General features: G+C 65.3%; 17 protein-coding genes. 8 read left to right on the top strand and 9 right to left on the bottom strand.

All coding sequences use genetic code 11. From position 1 onward, the window contains the following. The 4 genes from AC24YW_RS09980 to AC24YW_RS09995 all read right to left on the bottom strand — a co-directional run bounded on the left by AC24YW_RS09980 (position 1) and on the right by AC24YW_RS09995 (position 3287). Positions 1-906 (bottom strand): haloalkane dehalogenase, encoded by a 906-nt coding sequence (locus tag AC24YW_RS09980; protein ID WP_487482543.1) that lies wholly within the window; start codon positions 904-906, stop codon positions 1-3. Beyond that, the gene (locus tag AC24YW_RS09985) at positions 903-1493 is read right to left on the bottom strand and encodes a TetR/AcrR family transcriptional regulator (protein ID WP_487482544.1); all 591 of its coding nucleotides are present in this window, start codon (positions 1491-1493) and stop codon (positions 903-905) included. Before AC24YW_RS09985 ends, AC24YW_RS09980 begins: the two co-directional genes overlap by 4 nt. Before the next feature lie 100 nt (positions 1494-1593). Continuing rightward, positions 1594-1890: a hypothetical protein gene (locus tag AC24YW_RS09990; RefSeq protein ID WP_487482545.1), complete on the bottom strand. Its 297-nt coding sequence runs from the start codon at positions 1888-1890 to the stop codon at positions 1594-1596. A 2-nt stretch (positions 1891-1892) separates the two neighbouring features. Next, positions 1893-3287 carry an OmpA family protein gene (locus AC24YW_RS09995; RefSeq protein ID WP_487482546.1) on the bottom strand — a complete coding sequence of 465 codons (1395 nt, stop codon included), beginning with the start codon at positions 3285-3287 and terminating at the stop codon, positions 1893-1895. Positions 3288-3451: 164 nt separating this feature from the next. Here AC24YW_RS09995 and AC24YW_RS10000 point away from each other — a divergent pair, with 164 nt between their 5' ends. Together AC24YW_RS10000 and AC24YW_RS10005 are read left to right on the top strand one after the other, a co-directional pair. After that, the gene (locus AC24YW_RS10000) at positions 3452-4510 is read left to right on the top strand and encodes a polysaccharide deacetylase family protein (RefSeq protein WP_487482547.1); all 1059 of its coding nucleotides are present in this window, start codon (positions 3452-3454) and stop codon (positions 4508-4510) included. A gap of 94 nt (positions 4511-4604) precedes the next feature. After that, positions 4605-5417 carry an SDR family NAD(P)-dependent oxidoreductase gene (locus AC24YW_RS10005; RefSeq protein WP_487482548.1) on the top strand — a complete coding sequence of 271 codons (813 nt, stop codon included), beginning with the start codon at positions 4605-4607 and terminating at the stop codon, positions 5415-5417. Between the two features lie 272 nt (positions 5418-5689). Here AC24YW_RS10005 and boxB read toward each other — a convergent pair whose 3' ends face one another. The 4 genes from boxB to AC24YW_RS10025 all read right to left on the bottom strand — a co-directional run bounded on the left by boxB (position 5690) and on the right by AC24YW_RS10025 (position 11569). Next, positions 5690-7141, bottom strand: coding sequence for a benzoyl-CoA 2,3-epoxidase subunit BoxB (boxB, locus tag AC24YW_RS10010; RefSeq protein ID WP_225188555.1), 1452 nt, complete (start codon positions 7139-7141; stop codon positions 5690-5692). A gap of 144 nt (positions 7142-7285) precedes the next feature. After that, a complete protein-coding gene (gene boxC / locus AC24YW_RS10015) occupies positions 7286-8974 on the bottom strand; it encodes a 2,3-epoxybenzoyl-CoA dihydrolase (RefSeq protein ID WP_487482549.1) in 1689 nt (562 codons plus the stop codon). Between the two features lie 125 nt (positions 8975-9099). Then, positions 9100-9912, bottom strand: a complete 813-nt coding sequence (locus AC24YW_RS10020) for an alpha/beta fold hydrolase (RefSeq protein WP_487482550.1) — start codon at positions 9910-9912, stop codon at positions 9100-9102. 115 nt (positions 9913-10027) lie between these two features. Beyond that, positions 10028-11569 carry a benzoate-CoA ligase family protein gene (locus AC24YW_RS10025; protein WP_487482551.1) on the bottom strand — a complete coding sequence of 514 codons (1542 nt, stop codon included), beginning with the start codon at positions 11567-11569 and terminating at the stop codon, positions 10028-10030. A 121-nt stretch (positions 11570-11690) separates the two neighbouring features. On the opposite strand from AC24YW_RS10025, the gene AC24YW_RS10030 reads away from it, so the two are divergent. The 4 genes from AC24YW_RS10030 (at position 11691) to AC24YW_RS10045 (ending at position 14547) form a co-directional block, all read left to right on the top strand. Beyond that, on the top strand, positions 11691-12599 hold the full coding sequence (locus tag AC24YW_RS10030; protein ID WP_487482552.1) for a helix-turn-helix transcriptional regulator: 909 nt from the start codon (positions 11691-11693) through the stop codon (positions 12597-12599). Between the two features lie 139 nt (positions 12600-12738). Then, positions 12739-13134 (top strand): group II truncated hemoglobin, encoded by a 396-nt coding sequence (locus AC24YW_RS10035; RefSeq protein ID WP_487482553.1) that lies wholly within the window; start codon positions 12739-12741, stop codon positions 13132-13134. 69 nt (positions 13135-13203) lie between these two features. Next, entirely contained in the window at positions 13204-14037 is an 834-nt protein-coding gene (locus AC24YW_RS10040) for a helix-turn-helix domain-containing protein (protein WP_487482554.1), read from the top strand. A 75-nt stretch (positions 14038-14112) separates the two neighbouring features. Continuing rightward, entirely contained in the window at positions 14113-14547 is a 435-nt protein-coding gene (locus AC24YW_RS10045; RefSeq protein WP_487482555.1) for a VOC family protein, read from the top strand. A 59-nt stretch (positions 14548-14606) separates the two neighbouring features. Here AC24YW_RS10045 and AC24YW_RS10050 read toward each other — a convergent pair whose 3' ends face one another. Then, on the bottom strand, positions 14607-15392 hold the full coding sequence (locus AC24YW_RS10050; RefSeq protein ID WP_487482556.1) for an IclR family transcriptional regulator domain-containing protein: 786 nt from the start codon (positions 15390-15392) through the stop codon (positions 14607-14609). A 112-nt stretch (positions 15393-15504) separates the two neighbouring features. Between AC24YW_RS10050 and AC24YW_RS10055 the strand changes: the two genes are divergently transcribed. Continuing rightward, positions 15505-16863: an aromatic ring-hydroxylating dioxygenase subunit alpha gene (locus AC24YW_RS10055; RefSeq protein ID WP_487482557.1), complete on the top strand. Its 1359-nt coding sequence runs from the start codon at positions 15505-15507 to the stop codon at positions 16861-16863. 181 nt (positions 16864-17044) lie between these two features. Then, positions 17045-18481, top strand: a complete 1437-nt coding sequence (locus AC24YW_RS10060) for a glutamine synthetase family protein (RefSeq protein WP_487482558.1) — start codon at positions 17045-17047, stop codon at positions 18479-18481. The last annotated feature ends 136 nt before the right edge of the window (positions 18482-18617 follow it).

Raw genomic sequence — 18617 nt, forward strand, 5'->3', positions numbered from 1 at the left:
TCAGGCGGCAAGCTGTGGACGCATCGCTTCGATGCCGGCGATCCAGCCGGCCACGGAACGGCCGATCGCATCGGGATGATCCTCCTGGAGGTAGTGCCGACCGGGCCCAAGGCGGACGAGCGCGCAGTGCTGCAGCGAAGCCGTAAACGTCTCCGCAACTGCGGGAGCGACGACGGCTCCCGGCTCGCCCGCGAACAACAGCTTCGGATAGCCTGACGTCTTGAGCGACGCATGGGCCGATTGCAGCGCTTGATAGACATCGGCGGGCTCGCCCGCGATCGGCAATTCACGCGGGAATGCAAGAATAGGACGGCGGCTGTCCGGCGTCGGAAAAGGCTCGCGATAAGGCGCCATCTCGTCTTCGCTCAAAGTGCGCATGATGCCGCCGGGCAGCACGCGTTCGACGAAGGCGTTCCCCTCCAGGATCATGGCCTCGCCCTCGCCGGGTATCCTGAACTTACGGAACGTCTCGCGCGCTGCTTCGACCTGATGAAAGTCCTGCCAGGTCGGCATCGGCCGGATGAACTCCATGAAGGCGAGGCCGCGCACGAAGGCCGGCCGGCGCGCCGCGAGATGAAAGGCGAGCGCCGTGCCCCAATCCTGCGCAACGAGATAGGCCGAATCGATGCCGAGCTCTTCGATCAAGGCGTCGAGATAGCGGACGTGGTCGAAGAAGCGATAGGCGATATCGGGCTTGCCGGACCGGCCGAAGCCAATGAGATCGGGCGCGATGCAATGCGCCACCGGCGCCACCAACGGCAGGATGTTTCGCCAGATATGGGACGACGTCGGATTGCCGTGAAGAAAGAGCGCGACCGGCGCATCCTTCGCGCCCGTCTCGCGATAAGCCATCGTGCTTCCCAGCACGGCGGCGCTGCGGATCTGGATCTCGGCTTGCTGGCTCATGTCGGCTCCTTGAATACAGTCTTGAATGCGATGGTCTTGAATCGCTCGAGCGCCTTGGGCGTGCGGTCGACCTTCATGCGCAGGATCGCGCCTTGCCAGGACGCGAGCAGGAAGTCGGCCAGTTCCTCGGGCTCGAATTCGGAATCCATCTCGCCGCTTTCCTGCGCCTCGCGGATGCAGGCGGCAAAAGGCATGCGCCACTCGGCAAAAATCGCGGCGAGGCGGGTGCGCAGCAGCTCGCTGCTGCCGGCCGCTTCCAGGCTGAGATCGCCGATGAGGCAGCCGCGTCCGTAGCCGTCGGCTTCGAGCCGGCCGGTGATGATGTCGAGATAGCGTTTGAGTCGCGCCCGCGGCGTCAGCGAGGCGTCTTCAAGGGCCTCCGCCACCAATCCCTTCGTGATCTCGAAATAGCGATCGAGCACCTCCGAGGCGAACGCTTCCTTGGAGCGAAAATGATTGGTGAAGGAGCCCTGCGGTGCGCCCGACGCGGCGGTGACATCGCGCACGCTGGTGCCGTGATAGCCGGTCCGGAACATGACCTTCAGGCCGGCGTCGAGGATGGCGTCTTTGACTGAGGGCTTAGGCATGACCAAATAATACGTACGTACGTATTATTGTCAAGCGCAGCTTTTCGTCGACGCTTTCATGACCTGTCGGGAAGAAGAAAGGGACCTCGGCGCCGGCGCCTCAGCCCGCCCGCATGCTGCGCGCGACCACGCGGTCGCGCAGCCATGCTCCGATGGTGCAGCCGACGAGGTAGCAGGCGAACATAATCAGGCCGAGGTCGAGCCAGTAGCCGAAACGACCGGGGACCACATGGGCGAGAGAGACTGCGACCAGGGCGGCGGCAAGCACTGCGAGCCACCGCGCGGTGACCTTCGAAGTGCCGTTGCCGCGCTGGACCACCGAGATCCAGCCCATGCAGAAGCCCAGCAGCAGCGAGCCGATCAGCCAGCCCAGATGGAACGAGACGAGATAGGGCATCGTCACCTCACCAGAAATTCGATGCGGCGGTTCTGCGCCTTGCCTTCATTGGTGTCGTTGCCGGCGACCGGCTGCGTGCTGCCATGGCCGACCGCGGTGAAGCGGCTGGCGGGCAGGCCCGCCTTGACCAGATAGTCGATCACCGACTGCGCGCGCTTTTCCGAGAGGGCCTGGTTGAAGGAATCGTCGCCATCGGCGTCGGTATGTCCGGCGACCTCGATATTGGTGGTGGGGCAGCGCAGTGCCGTCTCGATCAGACGATCGAGGATGCCGGCCGAGTCGGGATCGATGTCCGCGCGCTTGTTCGCGAAGCGGATCTTGCCCTTGGTCAGGAGCTCCGTGAACAATTGCTGGCACACGGTGCCGTCGACCGGGCCTGCGGCGGGCTTCACCGTGATCTCCGGCTTGTACTGCCAGTTCTTCGGGAAGTCCTTGCCGAGGCCCGCGCGGATCTCGTTGGCGGCGCCCTCGTAGAGCGCATCGCCCGAGAGCTTCACCTCGCGGTCGGAGACGACGAGCGTGCCGGTCGACAGCCGCGACAGCGCGCCGAGCGCGGCGACGACGGCGGTGCTGAAGGAGCCGGGTGCGCCGACGCTGGCCTTGAGATTGTCGACGACCTTTTCGGTGAAGAACTTTCGCGAGGCGCTGGTGGCGATCGCGGCGTGGACGTTGTTGTCGGGAACGTAGCCGGTCAGCGTCACCGTCGCGGCCACCGGATCCTTGTAGGCCTGGAAGATGTAGGGCGGCGCCTTGATCTCGTTGGCCGCAATCGAAAAACCCTCGGGCAGGTTCTTCAGCGCGGCCGCGATCGCCTCACGGCCGCCGAGCTCGCGCGCCATGCCCGACAGATTGACCTTGGTGTCGGTGATCGTGATCTTGCCGTCCTTCAGCTTGCCGATCTGATCCAGCAGCAGCGTCGCGGCGGCCTCGAACCGGGGCGGCGCCCCGCGCGCCAGCCCCATCTGGTCGGCGACCTCGACCCCGCCGACTTCCTTGCGGGCCGCCTCGGTCAGCCGGGCCTTCATCGAGGGCAGCGGCGCGGAGCCCGACAGCGTCACCCGCACCACGTCCCGCTCCGCGTTCCAGACGAAGGGCTTGGCCTCGGGAACGAGGCGGGTCCGGTCGTCGACCAGCCGCACGCCGGGCACGGTTTCGACTGCCATCACGGCGTCACGGCGGCCCTCCTCGGAGAAGGCGTCCGCGGCCAGGCTGACGTCGCGGCCGTCGACCGCGATCCGGGTCTTGTCCAGAACGGTGTCCTTCAGCGCAGCCGAGCTGCGGGCCGACAGATCGGCTTCGACCGGTAAGGTATTATTCCAGGCCGCAAATCCCCACATGACGGCAAGGGGGATCAGCCCCGGCCACCATTTGCTGGCCCACGAGAAAAGCTTCTGCATTCGACGACCCGAACTCTGGAAACGGAGACAAAACAAACCCTTGGCAGGCTGTCAAACCGGAAATGGCGCCCTTCCCAAGACCGGGGTGGGACAATTGGAATAACTTTTTCTTCAAGGGTTCTTCCGTAAGTTGAGGCCGGAATGCCAAAGTCCCCCACCCGGTCATGAAACAACTGCGTAACAACGTCATCCGCGCCGGGCTGGGAGCACTCTATTTCAGCGGGGCGCACCACCTGTTGCGCCCGCTCTTGTCGGGCGTCGGCGCCATTTTCATGCTGCATCATGTGCGGCCGGCGCGCGAGGCCGCGTTCCAGCCGAACCGGCATCTCGAGGTCACCCCCGAATTCCTGCGCGCCACGCTGTGCCATTTGCGCTCGCGCGACATCGACATCGTCAGCATGGACGAGTTGCATGAGCGGCTGGTGCAGGGCCGGTTCGACCGCCGCTTCGCCGCCTTCACCCTCGACGACGGCTACCGCGATAATCTGGACTATGCGCTGCCGGTGCTGCGCGAATTTGACGCGCCGCTGGCAGTCTATGTCGCGAGCGATTTCGCCGACGGCACCGGGCGATTGTGGTGGACGGCGCTGGAGGCCGTGATCGCCAAGACCGAGCAGATCGACATTCAGATCGGCAATTCCGCCCTGCGGCTCGATGCCACCAGTGTCGCGGCGAAGCAGGCGGCATTCGACCGCCTGCACGACTGGCTGCGTGCGCTGCCGGGCGAGCACGATCTTGCGCGCGAGATCGGGGCGCTGTGCAGGACTTACGGCGTCGACATGGAAGCGCTGTGCCGCAGCCTCTGCCTGTCCTGGGCCGAGCTCAAGTCCTTTGCCGCCGATCCGCTGGTCACGATCGGCGCGCACAGCGTCAGCCATTGCAACCTCGCCAAGCAGACGGAAGACATCGCCGCGCAGGAGATGGCCGCGAGCCGCGCGCGGATCGAGCAGGCGCTGGAGCGCCCCGTGCTGCACCTCGCCTATCCCTATGGCGATCGCGACGCCGCGGGCGCGCGCGAATTCGCCCTTGCCGCATCCGCCGGCTTCAAGACCGCGGTGACGACGCGGCCCGGCATGCTGTTCGCGGAGAACGCCGGCCACATGACCGCGCTGCCCCGCGTCTCGCTCAACGGCAATTACCAGGACGCGCGGATCCTGCCGGTGCTGACCTCGGGCGCCGCGACCGCGATGTGGAACGGCTTCCGCCGCATCGCGGCGGCGTAGCTGCTGCATTCTCCGCAGTTGTCGAGGCCAAGCGCGCCTTCCTTGACTCCCCTTCCCGCTCCGCCCACAACCGGCGGCAACCAAGGAGGAACGCATGTTCAAGGATCTGTTCTCGCTCAACGGCCGCGTGGCGCTGGTGACCGGCGGCTCGCGCGGCATCGGCAAGATGATCGCGGCGGGGTTTCTCAGCGCCGGCGCGGCGAAGGTCTACATCACCGCGCGCAAGGCCGGACCGTGCGAGGAGACCGCCAAGGAGCTCACCGCGCAATATGGCGGCGAATGCATCGCGCTGCCGATCGACATCTCGACAATTGCCGGCGCCGAGCTGTTGGCCAGCGAGTTCGGGAAGCGCGAATCCCGGCTCGACATCCTCGTCAACAATGCCGGCGCGGCCTGGGGCGCGGAGTTCGACGAATTCCCGGAGAGCGGCTGGGACAAGGTGATGAACCTGAACGTGAAGGCGCCGTTCTTCCTGACCAAGGCGCTGGCGCCGACGCTGCGCGCCTCCGCAAGCGCGGAGCGGCCGGCGAAGGTGATCAACATCGCCTCGATCGACGGCATCTTCGTCAATCTCGGCGAGACCTATTCCTATGCCGCCAGCAAGGCCGGGCTGATCCATCTGACGCGGCGCATGGCGGTGAAGCTCGTCCCCGACCACGTTGTCGTCACGGCGATCGCGCCGGGCCCGTTCAAATCCGACATGAACCGCGCCGCGCGCGACCACGCTGATGAGGTCGCAACGCGCGTCCCCGTGGGCCGCATCGGCACCGACGAGGACATGGCGGGCGCCGCCATCTACCTCGCCTCGCGCGCGGGCGATTACGTGGTGGGCGCGACCATCGCGGTGGATGGCGGCATCGTCTATGCGAACCCGGGAATCAAGGGCAGCGGCTGGGACAGCGATTGATCCGGCGGTCTCCCGTCACCCGAAGTGGGGCTCGAAAACCAAAACGTCGAAAACAACCCCATGCACAGTAGAAGGCCCCTTGATCGACAAGGGGTTTTTCGGATGGCGCGGAAACGGCCGTTGCAGGCGCGATGATGTTGACACGTCGGGCAAGACACCGCCGAGCTCGAGCCGGATTGCCGCGATCTCCCGGCTCTATCACGACCGTCGCCGGAATACTGGATCGCCCGGTCAAAGCCGGGCGATGACACTGAGTGCGTAGCTAGCAGCCCTTACGACTCGATCTTCACGTACTCGAAATCGCCGGGCTTGTTGTCGATGCCGACCTTGGGCGGCGAGATCCAGGAGGCGAACTTGCCGGTCTCGGTGACGGGCTGCATCAGCGAGGTGATGAAGTCGCCATCGCTGGCCGACGGCAGCCATTCATCCTTGCGCTTGGCCCAGGTGGCATCGTCGATCAGGATGCCGTCGGGGGTCGCGTGCACGTCCTTGAACTCGCCGATGTGGCGGTGGAAGGCGACGTTGGGCAGCGTCAGCTTGAAGTCGTAGCCCGCGGTCGAGATCACCTTGTTCCAGCGCAGCATGCCCTTGACGCAGTCCTGGCTGTAATCGTCGCGCAGGCGCATGTTGAGCGCGGTCAGCGCCGGCTCGTCGACCAGCTTGACCTCGCCGTTGATCAGCTTGAGCACCGGATAGGTGGAGTTCTTGAGCTGGTGATCGTCCTCGATCTGGGTCTCGTGATAGCGGCCCTTGATGCCGGCATTGAAGGCGTTCGCCGCGTTGGTCGAGACTTCCGAGCCGAACAGGTCGAGCGACAGCGTGTAGTGCAGATTCAGCTTCTTCTGGATGGTTGGGAGATCGATGACGCCGAGCGCTCGGACCTTCGCGATGTCGGTGGGATCGGTGATGCCGGCTGCGCGCATCGCATCGCAGGTGCGCTGCACGACGCGGGTGATGCCGGTCTCGCCGACGAACATGTGGTGCGCTTCCTCCGTCAGCATGAACCGGCAGGTGCGCGACAAGGGATCGAAGCCGGACTGCGCGAGCGAGTGCAGCTGCATCTTGCCGTCGCGGTCGGTGAAATAGGTGAACATGAAGAAGGACAGCCAGTCCGGCGTCGCCTCGTTGAACGCGCCCAGCATGCGCGGCGCGTCGGCATCGCCGGAGCGGCGGCGCAGCAGATCATCCGCTTCTTCACGGCCGTCGCGGCCGAAATACTTTTGCAGCAGATAGACCATCGCCCAGAGGTGACGGCCTTCCTCGACGTTGACCTGGAACAGGTTGCGCATGTCGTAGAGCGAGGGCGCGGTCTTGCCGAGATGGCGCTGCTGCTCGACCGAAGCCGGCTCGGTGTCGCCCTGGATCACGATCAGGCGGCGCAGCATGGCGCGATGCTCGCCCGGGACTTCCTGCCAGGCCGGCTCGCCATAATGCTCGCCGAACGGCACGACGCGATTTTCTTCCTGCGGCGCAAGCAGGATGCCCCAGCGGTATTCGGGCATGCGCACATAGTCGAACTTGGCCCAGCCGCGCGGATCGACGGAGTAGGCGGTGCGCAAATAGACCAGCGATTCCTGGAAGCCCTCCGGGCCCATGTCGCTCCACCAGTCCATGTAGCCGGGATGCCAGCCCTCCAGGGCCTTGAGCACCTGGCGGTCTTCGGCGAGGTTCACGTTGTTGGGAATCTTGGTCGAGTAGTCGACGTTCATGATGTTCATGTTCATGGCCGTGCTCCTTGTTTCTTGTCCTGGACGCTGCGCAGCGCGAAGCGGTGCGCTGCTGAGCCGGGACCCACCGTCTCGTCTTGCTGGGTCCCGGCTCTGCGCAGCGTCACTTCGTGCCGCAGCGCGCCCGGGACACGAAAATCATCACACTCGCGTCATATCGAATTTCGGTTTCTGGCCGCTGCCGTAGCGGCGCAGCGCGCCTTCCTCGCCGACGGCGTTCGGGCGCTGGAAGATCCAGTTCTGCCACGCCGTCAGGCGCGCGAAGATCTTCGATTCCATCGTCTCGGGGCCGACGAAGCGCAGGCTCGCTTCCATGCCGGTGAGGCTGTCGGGCGAGAAGCTGGCGCGCTCTTCGAGGAACACGCGGACCTCGTCGTCCCAGTCGATGTCGTCGAGCGCGAAGGTGACGAGGCCGAGCTCCTCGGCCTGCTCGGCGTCGAGGCTGGTGCCGAGCGTTGCTTCGGCGCGCTCCAGGTCGGAGGGATCGGCCTGGAAGCGCGATTGCAGCCGCGTCAGGCCGTGGCTCATCGGATAGGGGCCGAAATTCATGGCGGACAGTTCGATCGAGGGCGGCGGACGATTGTCGCCCTGGCGCGTGCCGATCAGCATGTAGGAACGGTCGGCGGCAAAGACGAGCTCGGCGAGCGTGCCGGCAAAGCAGGAGCCGGGCTCGACCAGCGTCACCAGCGTGCGCGAGGTGACGTCGACGCGCTTGAGCACGCGCTTCCAGTAATGCCTGATCTCGTTGACCAGCCAGTGCGCCTTGTTGGCTTCGAGGAACGCATCGCTGGCGAGCACATGGGCGCGGTCGCCATGGCTCTTGAACACCAGCATCGCAATCTCGAGCTCGTTGATGCGTAAGTGCAGGATGGCGTCGTCGAGCTCGCGCGCCACCTGCAGCGGCCAGAACGATGCGCCTTGCGCCATCATGCCGTCGATGTCGGTGGGCGGCGCGGCCTCGGGCGCCTTGATCGAGATGGTGGCGATGCGGGCGGTGCGATCGATGTCGACGGTGACGAAGCCATAGCGGATGCTGTTCTGGTCGATCACGCGCTTGAGCGGCGTCAGCGCGATGCCCTTGCCGCTGCCCTTGCGCGTCGAGGCCGCCGCAAACTCCCTGGCGCGCTCGGCGATCCTGGCCTCGAGCTTGGAGTTCGGCGCGATCTCGTCGACGAGGCGCCATTGCACGGCGCGCTTGCCCTTCACGCCTTCCTCGATGGTGCAGAAGACATCGGCGTGGTCGCGCCGCACCTTGCGCTTGTCGACCACCCGCGTGAGACCGCCGGTGCCCGGCAGCACCGCGAGCAGCGGCACTTCGGGCAGCGCCACGGCGGACGAGCCGTCGTCGGCGAGGATGATGTGATCGGTCGCGAGCGCGAGCTCATAGCCCCCGCCGGCGGCGGAGCCGTTCACGACCGTGATGAAGCGCTGGCCGGAATTCTCCGAGGAATCTTCCATGCCGTTGCGGGTCTCGTTGGTGAACTTGCAGAAGTTGACCTTGTGGGCATGGGTTGAGCCCGCGAGCATGCGGATGTTGGCGCCGGCGCAGAACACGCGGTTCTTGGCCGAGCGCAGCACGACGGCCTTCACTTGCGGATGCTCGAAGCGCAGGCGCTGGATCGCGTCGGCGAGCTCGATGTCGACGCCGAGATCGTAGGAATTGAGCTTGAGCTGGTAGCCTTCGAACAGGCCGCCGTTCTCGTCGACGTCCATGGTCAACGTCGCGACGTCGCCATCGACCGCCAGCTTCCAATGCCTGTAGCGGGACGGTTCGGTCTGGAAATCGATGAATGTCGCGCCGCCTGCGAGGCGCCGATCTTCCCCGGCCATGAGCCACCCTTAAGCTTGGTTATGCATTCTGGAGCGTTTGATGCACAATAGTGCATCTAACTAGGTTAGTCCAGCCCGAATCTCGGCATCATATGCACTTTGCTTCATCTCGGCGCGCATGCGCCTCACGCGGCCTGAAGCCCCGGATCGTCCCGCAGGGCGGCCTTTGCGAACTGCACGATGGCCTCGAGGGTCGGCCCCGGGGCCTCGCGATGGGGGGAATGCCCTGCGCCGGCGATGATCTTCAGGTCGACCGGGCAGTAACATTCCTCCTGTGCGATCTCGGCCTGGCGCAGCGTGCCATATTGATCGTCCACGCCCTGCACGATCATGACGGGCACGCGGATGTAGGCGAGGTATTCGCAGATATCCCAATCGCGGAATTTCGGATCGAGCCAGGCGCCGTTCCAGCCGTAGAACGCGTTGTCGACGTCCTTGTGCCAGCGCGCCAGTTTCGTCCTGAGGTCCGTGGTCTCGAACGTCGTCTTGATCGCGGCGATGGATTTGATCGAGATGTCCTCGACGATGAAATGCGGCGCGATCAGCACGAGGCCGTTCAGGCGATGATCCTGATGCGCCCCGGCATAGATGGCCGCGATCGAGGCCCCGTCGGAATGGCCGAGCAGGAGGCCGCGCTTGAAGCCGATCATGTCGAGCAGCTTCGGCAGCACGTCCAGCGCCTCGCGCTGCATGTAGTCGAGCGGCCGCGGCAGGGCGACCGGGCTTGACTGGCCGTAGCCTGCGCGCGAATAGGCGAAGATGCCCGCGCCCGTGGCCTGCTGCAGCTTCTCCGGGAAGTCGCCCCAGAGGCCGACGCAGCCGAGGCCTTCGTGCAGCATGACGATGGTGGGAGCGTCGGCCGATAGCGGCGCGAGCCATTTGTATTCGAGGCTGGCGCCGTTGATGCTGAGAAAGCCGGTGGGGGTGAGGTTGGTCATTTCTGCGCTCTTCTCTCTCGATCGTCATGCCCGGGCTTGACCCGGGCATCCACGTCTTTACTCATGCGTGGCGGCGCGTGGATGGCCGGGTCAAGCCCGGCCATGACGGCTGCTATTAATGCGCGCCCTCGCGCAGCTTGAACCGCTGGATCTTGCCCGTCGCGGTCTTCGGCAGCGAGTCCACCACATCGATCCAGCGCGGATATTTCCAGGGGCCGATCTTCTGCTTGACGTGCTCCTTGAGCATCTCCTGCAAGTCCGCCGTCTTGGCGCCCGGGCGCAGCACCACGAAAGCTTTCGGCTTCAAGAGGCCTTCCGGATCGGCTTCCGGTATCACGGCAGCTTCCAGCACGGCGGGATGCGTGATCAGCGCGCTTTCGACCTCGAACGGCGAGACCCAGATGCCCGAGACCTTGAACATGTCGTCTGCGCGTCCGCAGAAGGTATAGCGGCCGTCGCTGTCGCGGACGTACTTGTCGCCGGTGCGGGTCCACGGCCCCTCAAAGGTGCGGCGGCTCTTGTGACGCTGGTTCCAGTAGCCCTCGCCGGCCGAGGGCGCATCGACCAGGAGCTCGCCGACCTCGCCGTCGGCGACGTCCTGCCCGGCCTCGTTGACGAGCCGCACCGCATAGCCCGGCACCGGCTTGCCGGACGAGCCGTATTTGATGTCACCAGGGGCGTTCGACAGAAAGATGTGCAACAGCTCGGTCGAGCCGACGCCGTCGAGAATGTCGACACCGAAGCGTGCCTTCCAGCTGTGGCCAACGGATTCCGGCAGCGCCTCGCCGGCGGAGGTGCAGATGCGCAAGGCCTTGCCGCCGCGCTCGCTCTTCATGGTCTCGTCGTTGAGCATGGCCGCGAACAAGGTCGGCACGCCGTAGAAGATCGAGGGGTTGTAGCGGTTCATCAGGTCGAACATGCGCGCCGGCGTCGGCCGCTCGCTGTTGAGGATGACGCTGGCACCGACCGACATCGGAAAGGTCAGCGCATTGCCGAGCCCGTAGGCGAAGAACAATTTCGCCGCGGACAGACACACATCGCTCTCGCGAATGCCGAGCACCTGCTTGGCGTAAGTGTCGGCGGTCGCCTGCAGATTGGAATGAATGTGACGCACGCCCTTCGGCATGCCCGTCGACCCCGACGAATAGAACCAGAACGCCGGCTCGTCCGGATGCGTCGCGGCGGTGGTGAACGCCTCGCTCTCGCCGGCGAGTTCCTCGGCGAGCTGCTTGTGGCCATTCTGCTTGGCGCCGGCGACCACGACATGCTCGAGATCCGGCATGCGGCCGACGACGTCTTTGATGGCGGGGTAGAGCGCTTCGGACACGAACAGCACGCGCGCGCGGCAGTCGGCGAGGATGTAGGCGTATTGGTCCGCGGTCAGCAGCGTGTTGAGCGGCACCGGTACGATGCCGGCGCGGATCGCGCCCAGGAACACGATCGGGAAATCGATCGTATCCAGCATGATCATCGCCACGCGCTCCTCGCGGCGGACCCCTAACCGGCGCAGCATGTTGGCGGCGCGCCGGGTCTGTTGCTGGAGCTCGCCATAGGTGAGCCGCGAGACGGTGTCGTCGAAGGCGAGCTTGCTGCCCCGGCCCTCCTCGACGTTACGGTCGAGCAGCCAGGTCACCGCGTTATAGGATCCCTCGCTCACGGACATCTCCCCCGAATTTAGAATTATAATTCATAGAAAGACACCACGGCAGCTTGCTGTCAATGCCAGCAGGCACTATGTTTCATTAAAACGCGCCGCAGGACCCTTGTAAAGAAGGCACATGAGCGAAAGTCCCGACGCCGAATCCCGCTTCCTCGAACAACTCGGCCAGCGCGTGCGCACCATGCGCGCGCTGCGCGGCATGTCGCGCAAGGTGCTCGCCAAGGTGTCGGGAATCTCGGAGCGCTACATCGCGCAGCTCGAGAGCGGCAAGGGCAACGTCTCGATCGTGCTGCTGCGCCGCGTCTCCGACGCGATGGGCGCCCATCTCGAAGATCTGCTGCCCAGCGCCGATCCGACGCCGGACTGGCAGATGTTTCGCGACCTCCTGCGCAAGGCGACGCCCGCGCAGATTGCTCAGGCCAAGGATCTGCTCTCCGGCGGCAGCGCAACCGCGCCCCGGCGCGCGCCATTCTGCGGCATCGCGCTGATCGGCCTGCGCGGCGCCGGCAAGTCGACGCTGGGGCGGATGCTGGCGAAGAAGATCGGCTGGAGTTTCGTCGAGCTCAACAAGGAGGTCGAGCAGCAGAACGGGCTCTCGGTCGCCGAGATCATCGCGCTGTACGGCCAGGAAGGTTTTCGCCGCATGGAGCAGGCGGCGCTGCAACAGCTACTCGCGCGCAACGAGCTGATGGTGCTGGCAACCGGCGGCGGCATCGTCTCGGAGCCTTTGACCTTCGACCAGGTCCTGAGCTCGTTCTACACGATCTGGCTGAAGGCCGAGCCCGAAGAGCACATGGCGCGCGTGCGTCGCCAGGGCGATCTGCGCCCGATGGCGGACGATCGCTCGGCGATGACGGAGCTGCGCAACATCCTGCGCAGCCGCGAGCCGCTGTATTCGCGTGCAACCGCGGTGGTGGATACCGCGGGGCTGTCGGTCGACGCCGCCGCCGTCCGCCTGATCGATGCGGTGCGGCCGGTGCTGCAGAACGAGGCCCGCAGCTTCGGCCTGCGCAGCGTGGCGCTGTAGGTCGTTGGGCCCTCACTAAAGCGACACACTCCGCTGTCGTCCCGGACAAGCGTAAGCGCAGATCCGGGACGACAGCGAGGGTTTGCGCGACCTCCGGCAACACGATATCGACGCCGAACAGCAAGCCTTGGGATCAATGATGACCGATGACACCGTCGTAATCTCCCTGTTCGAGCGGATCGGCGGCCGTGCCACGATCGACGCCTTGGTCGACCGCTTCTACGACCGCATGGACTCCCTGCCGGAGGCGAAGATCATCCGCGCCATGCATGCGGAGGACCTCGGCCTGATCAGGGACGTGCTGAAGCGCTATCTCACCGAATGGACCGGCGGGCCGCGGCTCTACACCCCCGAGAAAGGCCATCCGCGGCTGCGCCAGCGACATTTCGGCTTTTCGATTGGGGACGCCGAGCGCGATGCCTGGATGCTCTGCATGCGCGGTGCGATGGAAGAGACGATCACCGATGCCGCCGCGCGGCAGGACCTCGACAAGGCGATATCGGGTCTGGCCGACTGGATGCGCAACCGTCCCTAGCTCCGGGCGCCGTCTCTTGGTGCGATCCCGTCATCCGGCTAAGCTGTGCAGGACAACGGAGGCTTCTTCATGGACGCAAGCATCGCGCCGGAAGTCATCAGACGCCCTGTTCCCGTGCATATGACGCACATCGTCTCGTCGATTTCCTGCTACCGCGAGCGCGGGGCCGGCCTGACCAATTTTCGCCACGCCGCGCCGCTGTCCCTGCCGCTTCTGATCAACCTCGGCAGCCCGTTCCGCATCGCGCTCGGGCGTGAGCCCGATCGGTCGGATATCCAGCCGAGCTTCGTCGCCGGCTTGTTCCCCGGACCCGTGCAGATCGAATCCGATGGCCGCGCCATGTGTGTCCAGATCGACTTCACGCCGCTCGGCGCCTACCGGTTCTACGGCGGCGTCGTACCTGAACTCACCGCGCGCATGATCGATATTGGAGATTTGCTCGGCCGCGACGGTCGAGAACTCGGCGAGCGGGTGGCCGAGGCAGATCATTGCCAGCGACGCCTCGACATCATCGAGAACTTCGTGCGTGAGCGGTCGGTGCACGAGCCCTCCCCCGCAATCGCTGCGGCGCTCCGCCGGCTCCAGCGCAGCGCCGGCGCAGCGCGCATATCGGACATCGCATCGGACATCGGCTGGAGCCGTAAGCATCTCGCGCGCCGGTTTCACCACGAGATCGGCGTTGCACCGAAGACGTTGGCGCGGATGCTGCGCTTTCACCGCGCCTGCGAGCTGGCGCGCCACGGCGATGCGCGAGGCTGGGCCGGTATTGCGATCGAGGCCGGCTATGCCGACCAGGCGCATCTCGCCCGCGAGTTCAGGGAGTTCAGCGGCGAAAGGCCGAGCGTATGGGCCGCGAGGCTGGAGCAGCTGGATCCGCGCTTGATCCGGGAAGCCAGCGGATAGTTCCAGGTCCCATTTGTTCAAGCCGCCGGCGAGCGGGCCACCTAGAGTGAGCACGCAACCGAAGCGGAGAATGCCATGCCCAGCTCAGTCGCGATCGAAGCGCCACGCCTTTACCACACCATGCGCTGCAGGGACGCCGAGGCGATGATCGCCTGGCTGAAGGACGTCCTCGGGTTCACCGAACGCGTGATCTACAGGCACGAGAACACCGTCATGCATGCCGAATTGTCGTTCGGGTCATCCATTCTGATGCTCGGATCAGATCGCCAGGATAGCTATGGCAAGAGCGTCGGCGAGCTCGACGGACGCCGAACCGACGCGGTGTATCTGGCCGTCGATGATCCCGACGCGCTCTATGCCAAGGTGAAGGCATCCGGAGCCCGCATCGAAATGGAACTGCAGAACACTGATTACGGCAGCCGGGACTTTTCGGCCCGGGATCCCGAAGGCGGCCTCTGGAGCTTCGGCACCTACTGGCCCAAAGTCGGCGAGCCGCCGCTGCCGGGATAGCCAAGCAAGTCCATCGGGCGAACCGGCTCGCCTGCAGCCGCCTCGTCGCTGCGAAGCAGCTACAACAGCTGTGAACGTACGGAATCTGCTCCTTCCCACAGCAACGGCAGGAAGCGGTCGATCAACTCCTGCGCCGGCACGCGGTCGACATGGGCGCCCATGTTGATGGCGGCGACGATCACGCCGTCGTAGCGGCGGACGGGGACCGAGATCGAGCGGAAGTGCGGCTCGGCCTCGCGGTCAACCAGGGCATAGCCCTGAGCCCGGTCGGCAGCGATGCGCGCGAGCAGCGCCTTCGGGTCCGTCACCGTCTGCGGGGTCAGCGCCTCGCGCGTCATCGCCTTCAGGCGCGCGGCGAGCTCGGCATCGTCGAGCTGGGCGAGCATGGCGCGGCCGACCGAGGTGCAGAAGGAAGGCAGGCGATAGCCGATCTCCAACCCGCCCGAGAACACCCGCGCCGGGCTGCCCCTTGCAATGAACACGACCTCATCGCCGTCGAGCACCGCCAGCGAAGAGATTTCGTTCGCCGCGGTCGCAACGCGATCCAGCACGGGTTGCAGCACCGCAACGAGCTGGTTGGCGCGCAAGTAGGACGCCGCCAATGTCAGCACATGCGGGGTCAGCGAGAACAGCTTGCCATCGCCCGAGACGTAGCCGCCGCGCTGCAGCGTGAACAGCATGCGCCGCGCGGTGGCGCGCGGCAGGTCGGCGGCGCGGGCGAGATCGCTCAGCGTCATCGGGCCTGCATTGGTGCCGAAACATTGCAGCAGGCGCAGGCCGCGATCGAGGGCTTCGACGAAATCCGTCGCGCGCTCCTCGCTTTCACGTCGCTTCAGCTTGGGCATGGTGACGGGACAATTCTGCAAAATAGTGCTTGCTGACAATCCAAGGCATGTCATAATTCGCCCATTCGTTCAATAGGCGAACAGATACCATTCCACAAAGGATGAACTCGCCATGATGAGCCAGGAGCAGAACGACCTGATCACCCGCACCGGGCCGAAGGACCCTTGCGGCAAGCTGATGCGGAGCTACTGGCAGCCGGCGGCGCTGGTGGACGAGCTGGAGGGCGCGCGGCCGATCCGGTCTGTCCGGCTGCTCGGCGAGAACCTGGTGCTGTTCCGCGACGAGACCGGTCGCTACGGCCTGATCGACCGCCATTGCGCGCATCGCGGCGCCGACCTCGCCTTTGGGCGGCTCGAGCATGGCGGCCTGCGCTGCGCCTTCCATGGCTGGCTGTTCGACGCCACCGGCCAGTGCATCGAGACGCCGGCCGAGCCGAAGGACTCAAAACTCTGCCAGAACATCCGCCAGCGCTCTTACCCCGTGGTGGAGAAGAGCGGCATCCTCTGGGCCTATCTCGGTGAGGGCGAGCCGCCCGCATTCCCGGAGATCGATTGCTTCATTGCGCCGGGCACGCACACCTTCGCGTTCAAGGGCCACATGGCCTGCAACTGGCTGCAGGCCCTCGAAGTCGGCATCGATCCCGCCCACGCCTCCTATCTGCATCGCTTCTTCGAGGACGAGGACACCTCCACCGCCTACGGCAAGCAATTCCGCGGCGCCTCCGCCGGCAGCGATCTGCCGATGACGAAGATCCTGCGCGAATACGACCGCCCGATCATCAATGTCGAGCACACCGAGTACGGCCTGCGCCTGATCGCGCTGCGCGAGATCGACGAGGAGCGCACCCATGTGCGCGTCACCAACCAGCTGTTCCCGCACGGCTTCGTCATCCCCATGAGCACGGAGATGACGATCACGCAGTGGCACGTGCCTGTGGATGACGAGAACTGCTACTGGTACGCGATCTTCACCAGCTACACGAACCCGGTCGACAAGCAGAAGATGCGCGACCAGCGGCTCGAGCTCTACGAGCTGCCCGACTACAAATCGCGCAAGAACAGAGCCAACGATTACGGTTTCGATCCGCACGAGCAGCAGACCGCGACCTATACCGGCATGGGCAACGACATCAACGTCCACGACCAATGGGCGGTGGAATCGATGGGCGCGATCCAGGACCGGACCAAGGAGCATCTCGGCCAATCCGACAAGGCGATCGTGCAATATCGTCGCCTGCTACGAGCCGAGATCGAGAAGGTCCAGGGCGGCGAGAAGCCGATGCTGTTTTTGGACGACAGCAGGGCACGCAGCATCCAGGGACCGGCCACCATGGACGGCATCGGGCCGACCCAGGGCTGGGAGCTCTACTGGATGGAGGTCGACGTCAAGCGCCGCCGCGGCGCTCCCTGGGCCGCACCGGTGCCGAAGGAGATCTCCGACAACGTGCACCGGCTGACGGCGGCGGAGTGAGCGTGACGGCCTATCCACGTCATTGCGAGCGCAGCGAAGCAATCCAGACGACCTCCTCCGAGGGATTCTGGATTGCTTCGTCGCACCAGCGCAAAATTGCTTTGCAATTTTGTCGCGGGCTCCTCGCAATGACGGAGAATGTGGCGCACGCTTCGCGCCTCACGACTGGAGGAATCGCAAAGTGACTTTCGTCGCGCGTCATGCGCTGTGGTCGGATGAGCAGAGGGATGCGGCGACGCGCATGCGCCGCATCGCCGAGGAGAAGAACCTCGAGGTCATCCGCCTCGCCTTCCCCGACCAGCACGGCATCCTGCGCGGCAAGACCATCGTCGCGTCCGAGGCGATCGCCTCGCTGGAGAGCGGCTGTTCCATCACGACGACGATGCTGGCCAAGGATACCTCGCATCGCACGGTATTCCCGGTGTTCACCGCAGGCGGCGGCTTCGGCATGAAGGAGATGGAGGGCGCGGCCGACGTGCTCATGGTGCCTGATCCCACCACGTTTCGCGTGCTGCCGTGGGCGCCCACCACGGGCTGGGTGCTGTGCGACCTTTATTTCAACGACGGCCGTCCCGTCCCGTTCGCGACGCGCGGGCTCTACAAGCGCGTGCTCGACGAGCTCGGCGCGCGCGGCTGCGACTTCGTCGCCGGCCTCGAGGTCGAATTCCACATCTTCAGGCTCGACGATCCGCACATGCGCAGCGAGGACGCGGGCCAGCCCGGCACGCCGCCCTCGGTCAGCCTGCTCAGCCACGGCTATCAATATCTCACTGAGCAGCGCTTCGATCAGATGGAGCCGGTGCTGGAGATCCTGCGGCGTGACGTCGTCGCGCTGGGGCTGCCGTTGCGCTCGGTCGAGGTTGAGTTCGGGCCGAGCCAGTGCGAATTCACGTTCCAGCCGAAGACGGGCCTCGAGCCCGCCGACAACATGGTGCTGTTCCGCAGCGCCGTGAAGCAGATCGCGCGCCGTCACGGCTATCACGCCACCTTCATGTGCCGGCCGAAGCTGCCGAACGTGTTCGCGAGCGGCTGGCACCTGCATCAGTCGATCGTCTCGCGCGCGAGCGGCGAGAATCAGTTCATGACGAAGGACGGCAGCGAGCCGCTCAGCGCGTTCGGCAAGTCCTACCTCGCCGGCCTGCTCGACCACGCCCGCGCCTCGACATTGTTCACAACGCCCACCATCAACGGCTACAAGCGCTACCGCTCTTATTCGCTGGCGCCGGACCGTGCGATCTGGGGCCGCGACAATCGCGGCGTGATGATCCGGGTGCTCGGCGGCGCGGGTGATGCCGCCACGCGGCTGGAGAACCGCATCGGCGAGCCCGCGGCCAATCCCTATCTCTACATGGCCTCGCAGATTCTCTCCGGCCTCGACGGCGTCGACCGCAAGCTCGATCCCGGCCCCTCGGCCGACACGCCCTACGAGACCAAGGCGCCGCCATTGCCGAAGAGCTTGCGCGATGCGGTCTCGGCACTCAAGGACGACCCGTTCTTCCGCGAGAAGCTCGGGGCCGAATTCGTCGACTACTACACCCACATCAAGAACGCCGAGATCGATCGCTTCCTGTCGGACGTGACCGACTGGGAGCATCGCGAATATTTCGAGATGTTTTGAGTCCGGCCCGCTCCGGCCGTCAGCGCGTCATTTCAGCCGTATCGTGTCGACACGACGGCACGGGACGCAATGATAAGCGTGCTCCGCAGGCAGTGTGACTATTCCAGGTAGTGTCGCCAGGAACTTCATCGGCCGC

Source organism: Bradyrhizobium sp. USDA3516 (genome assembly GCF_057651995.1).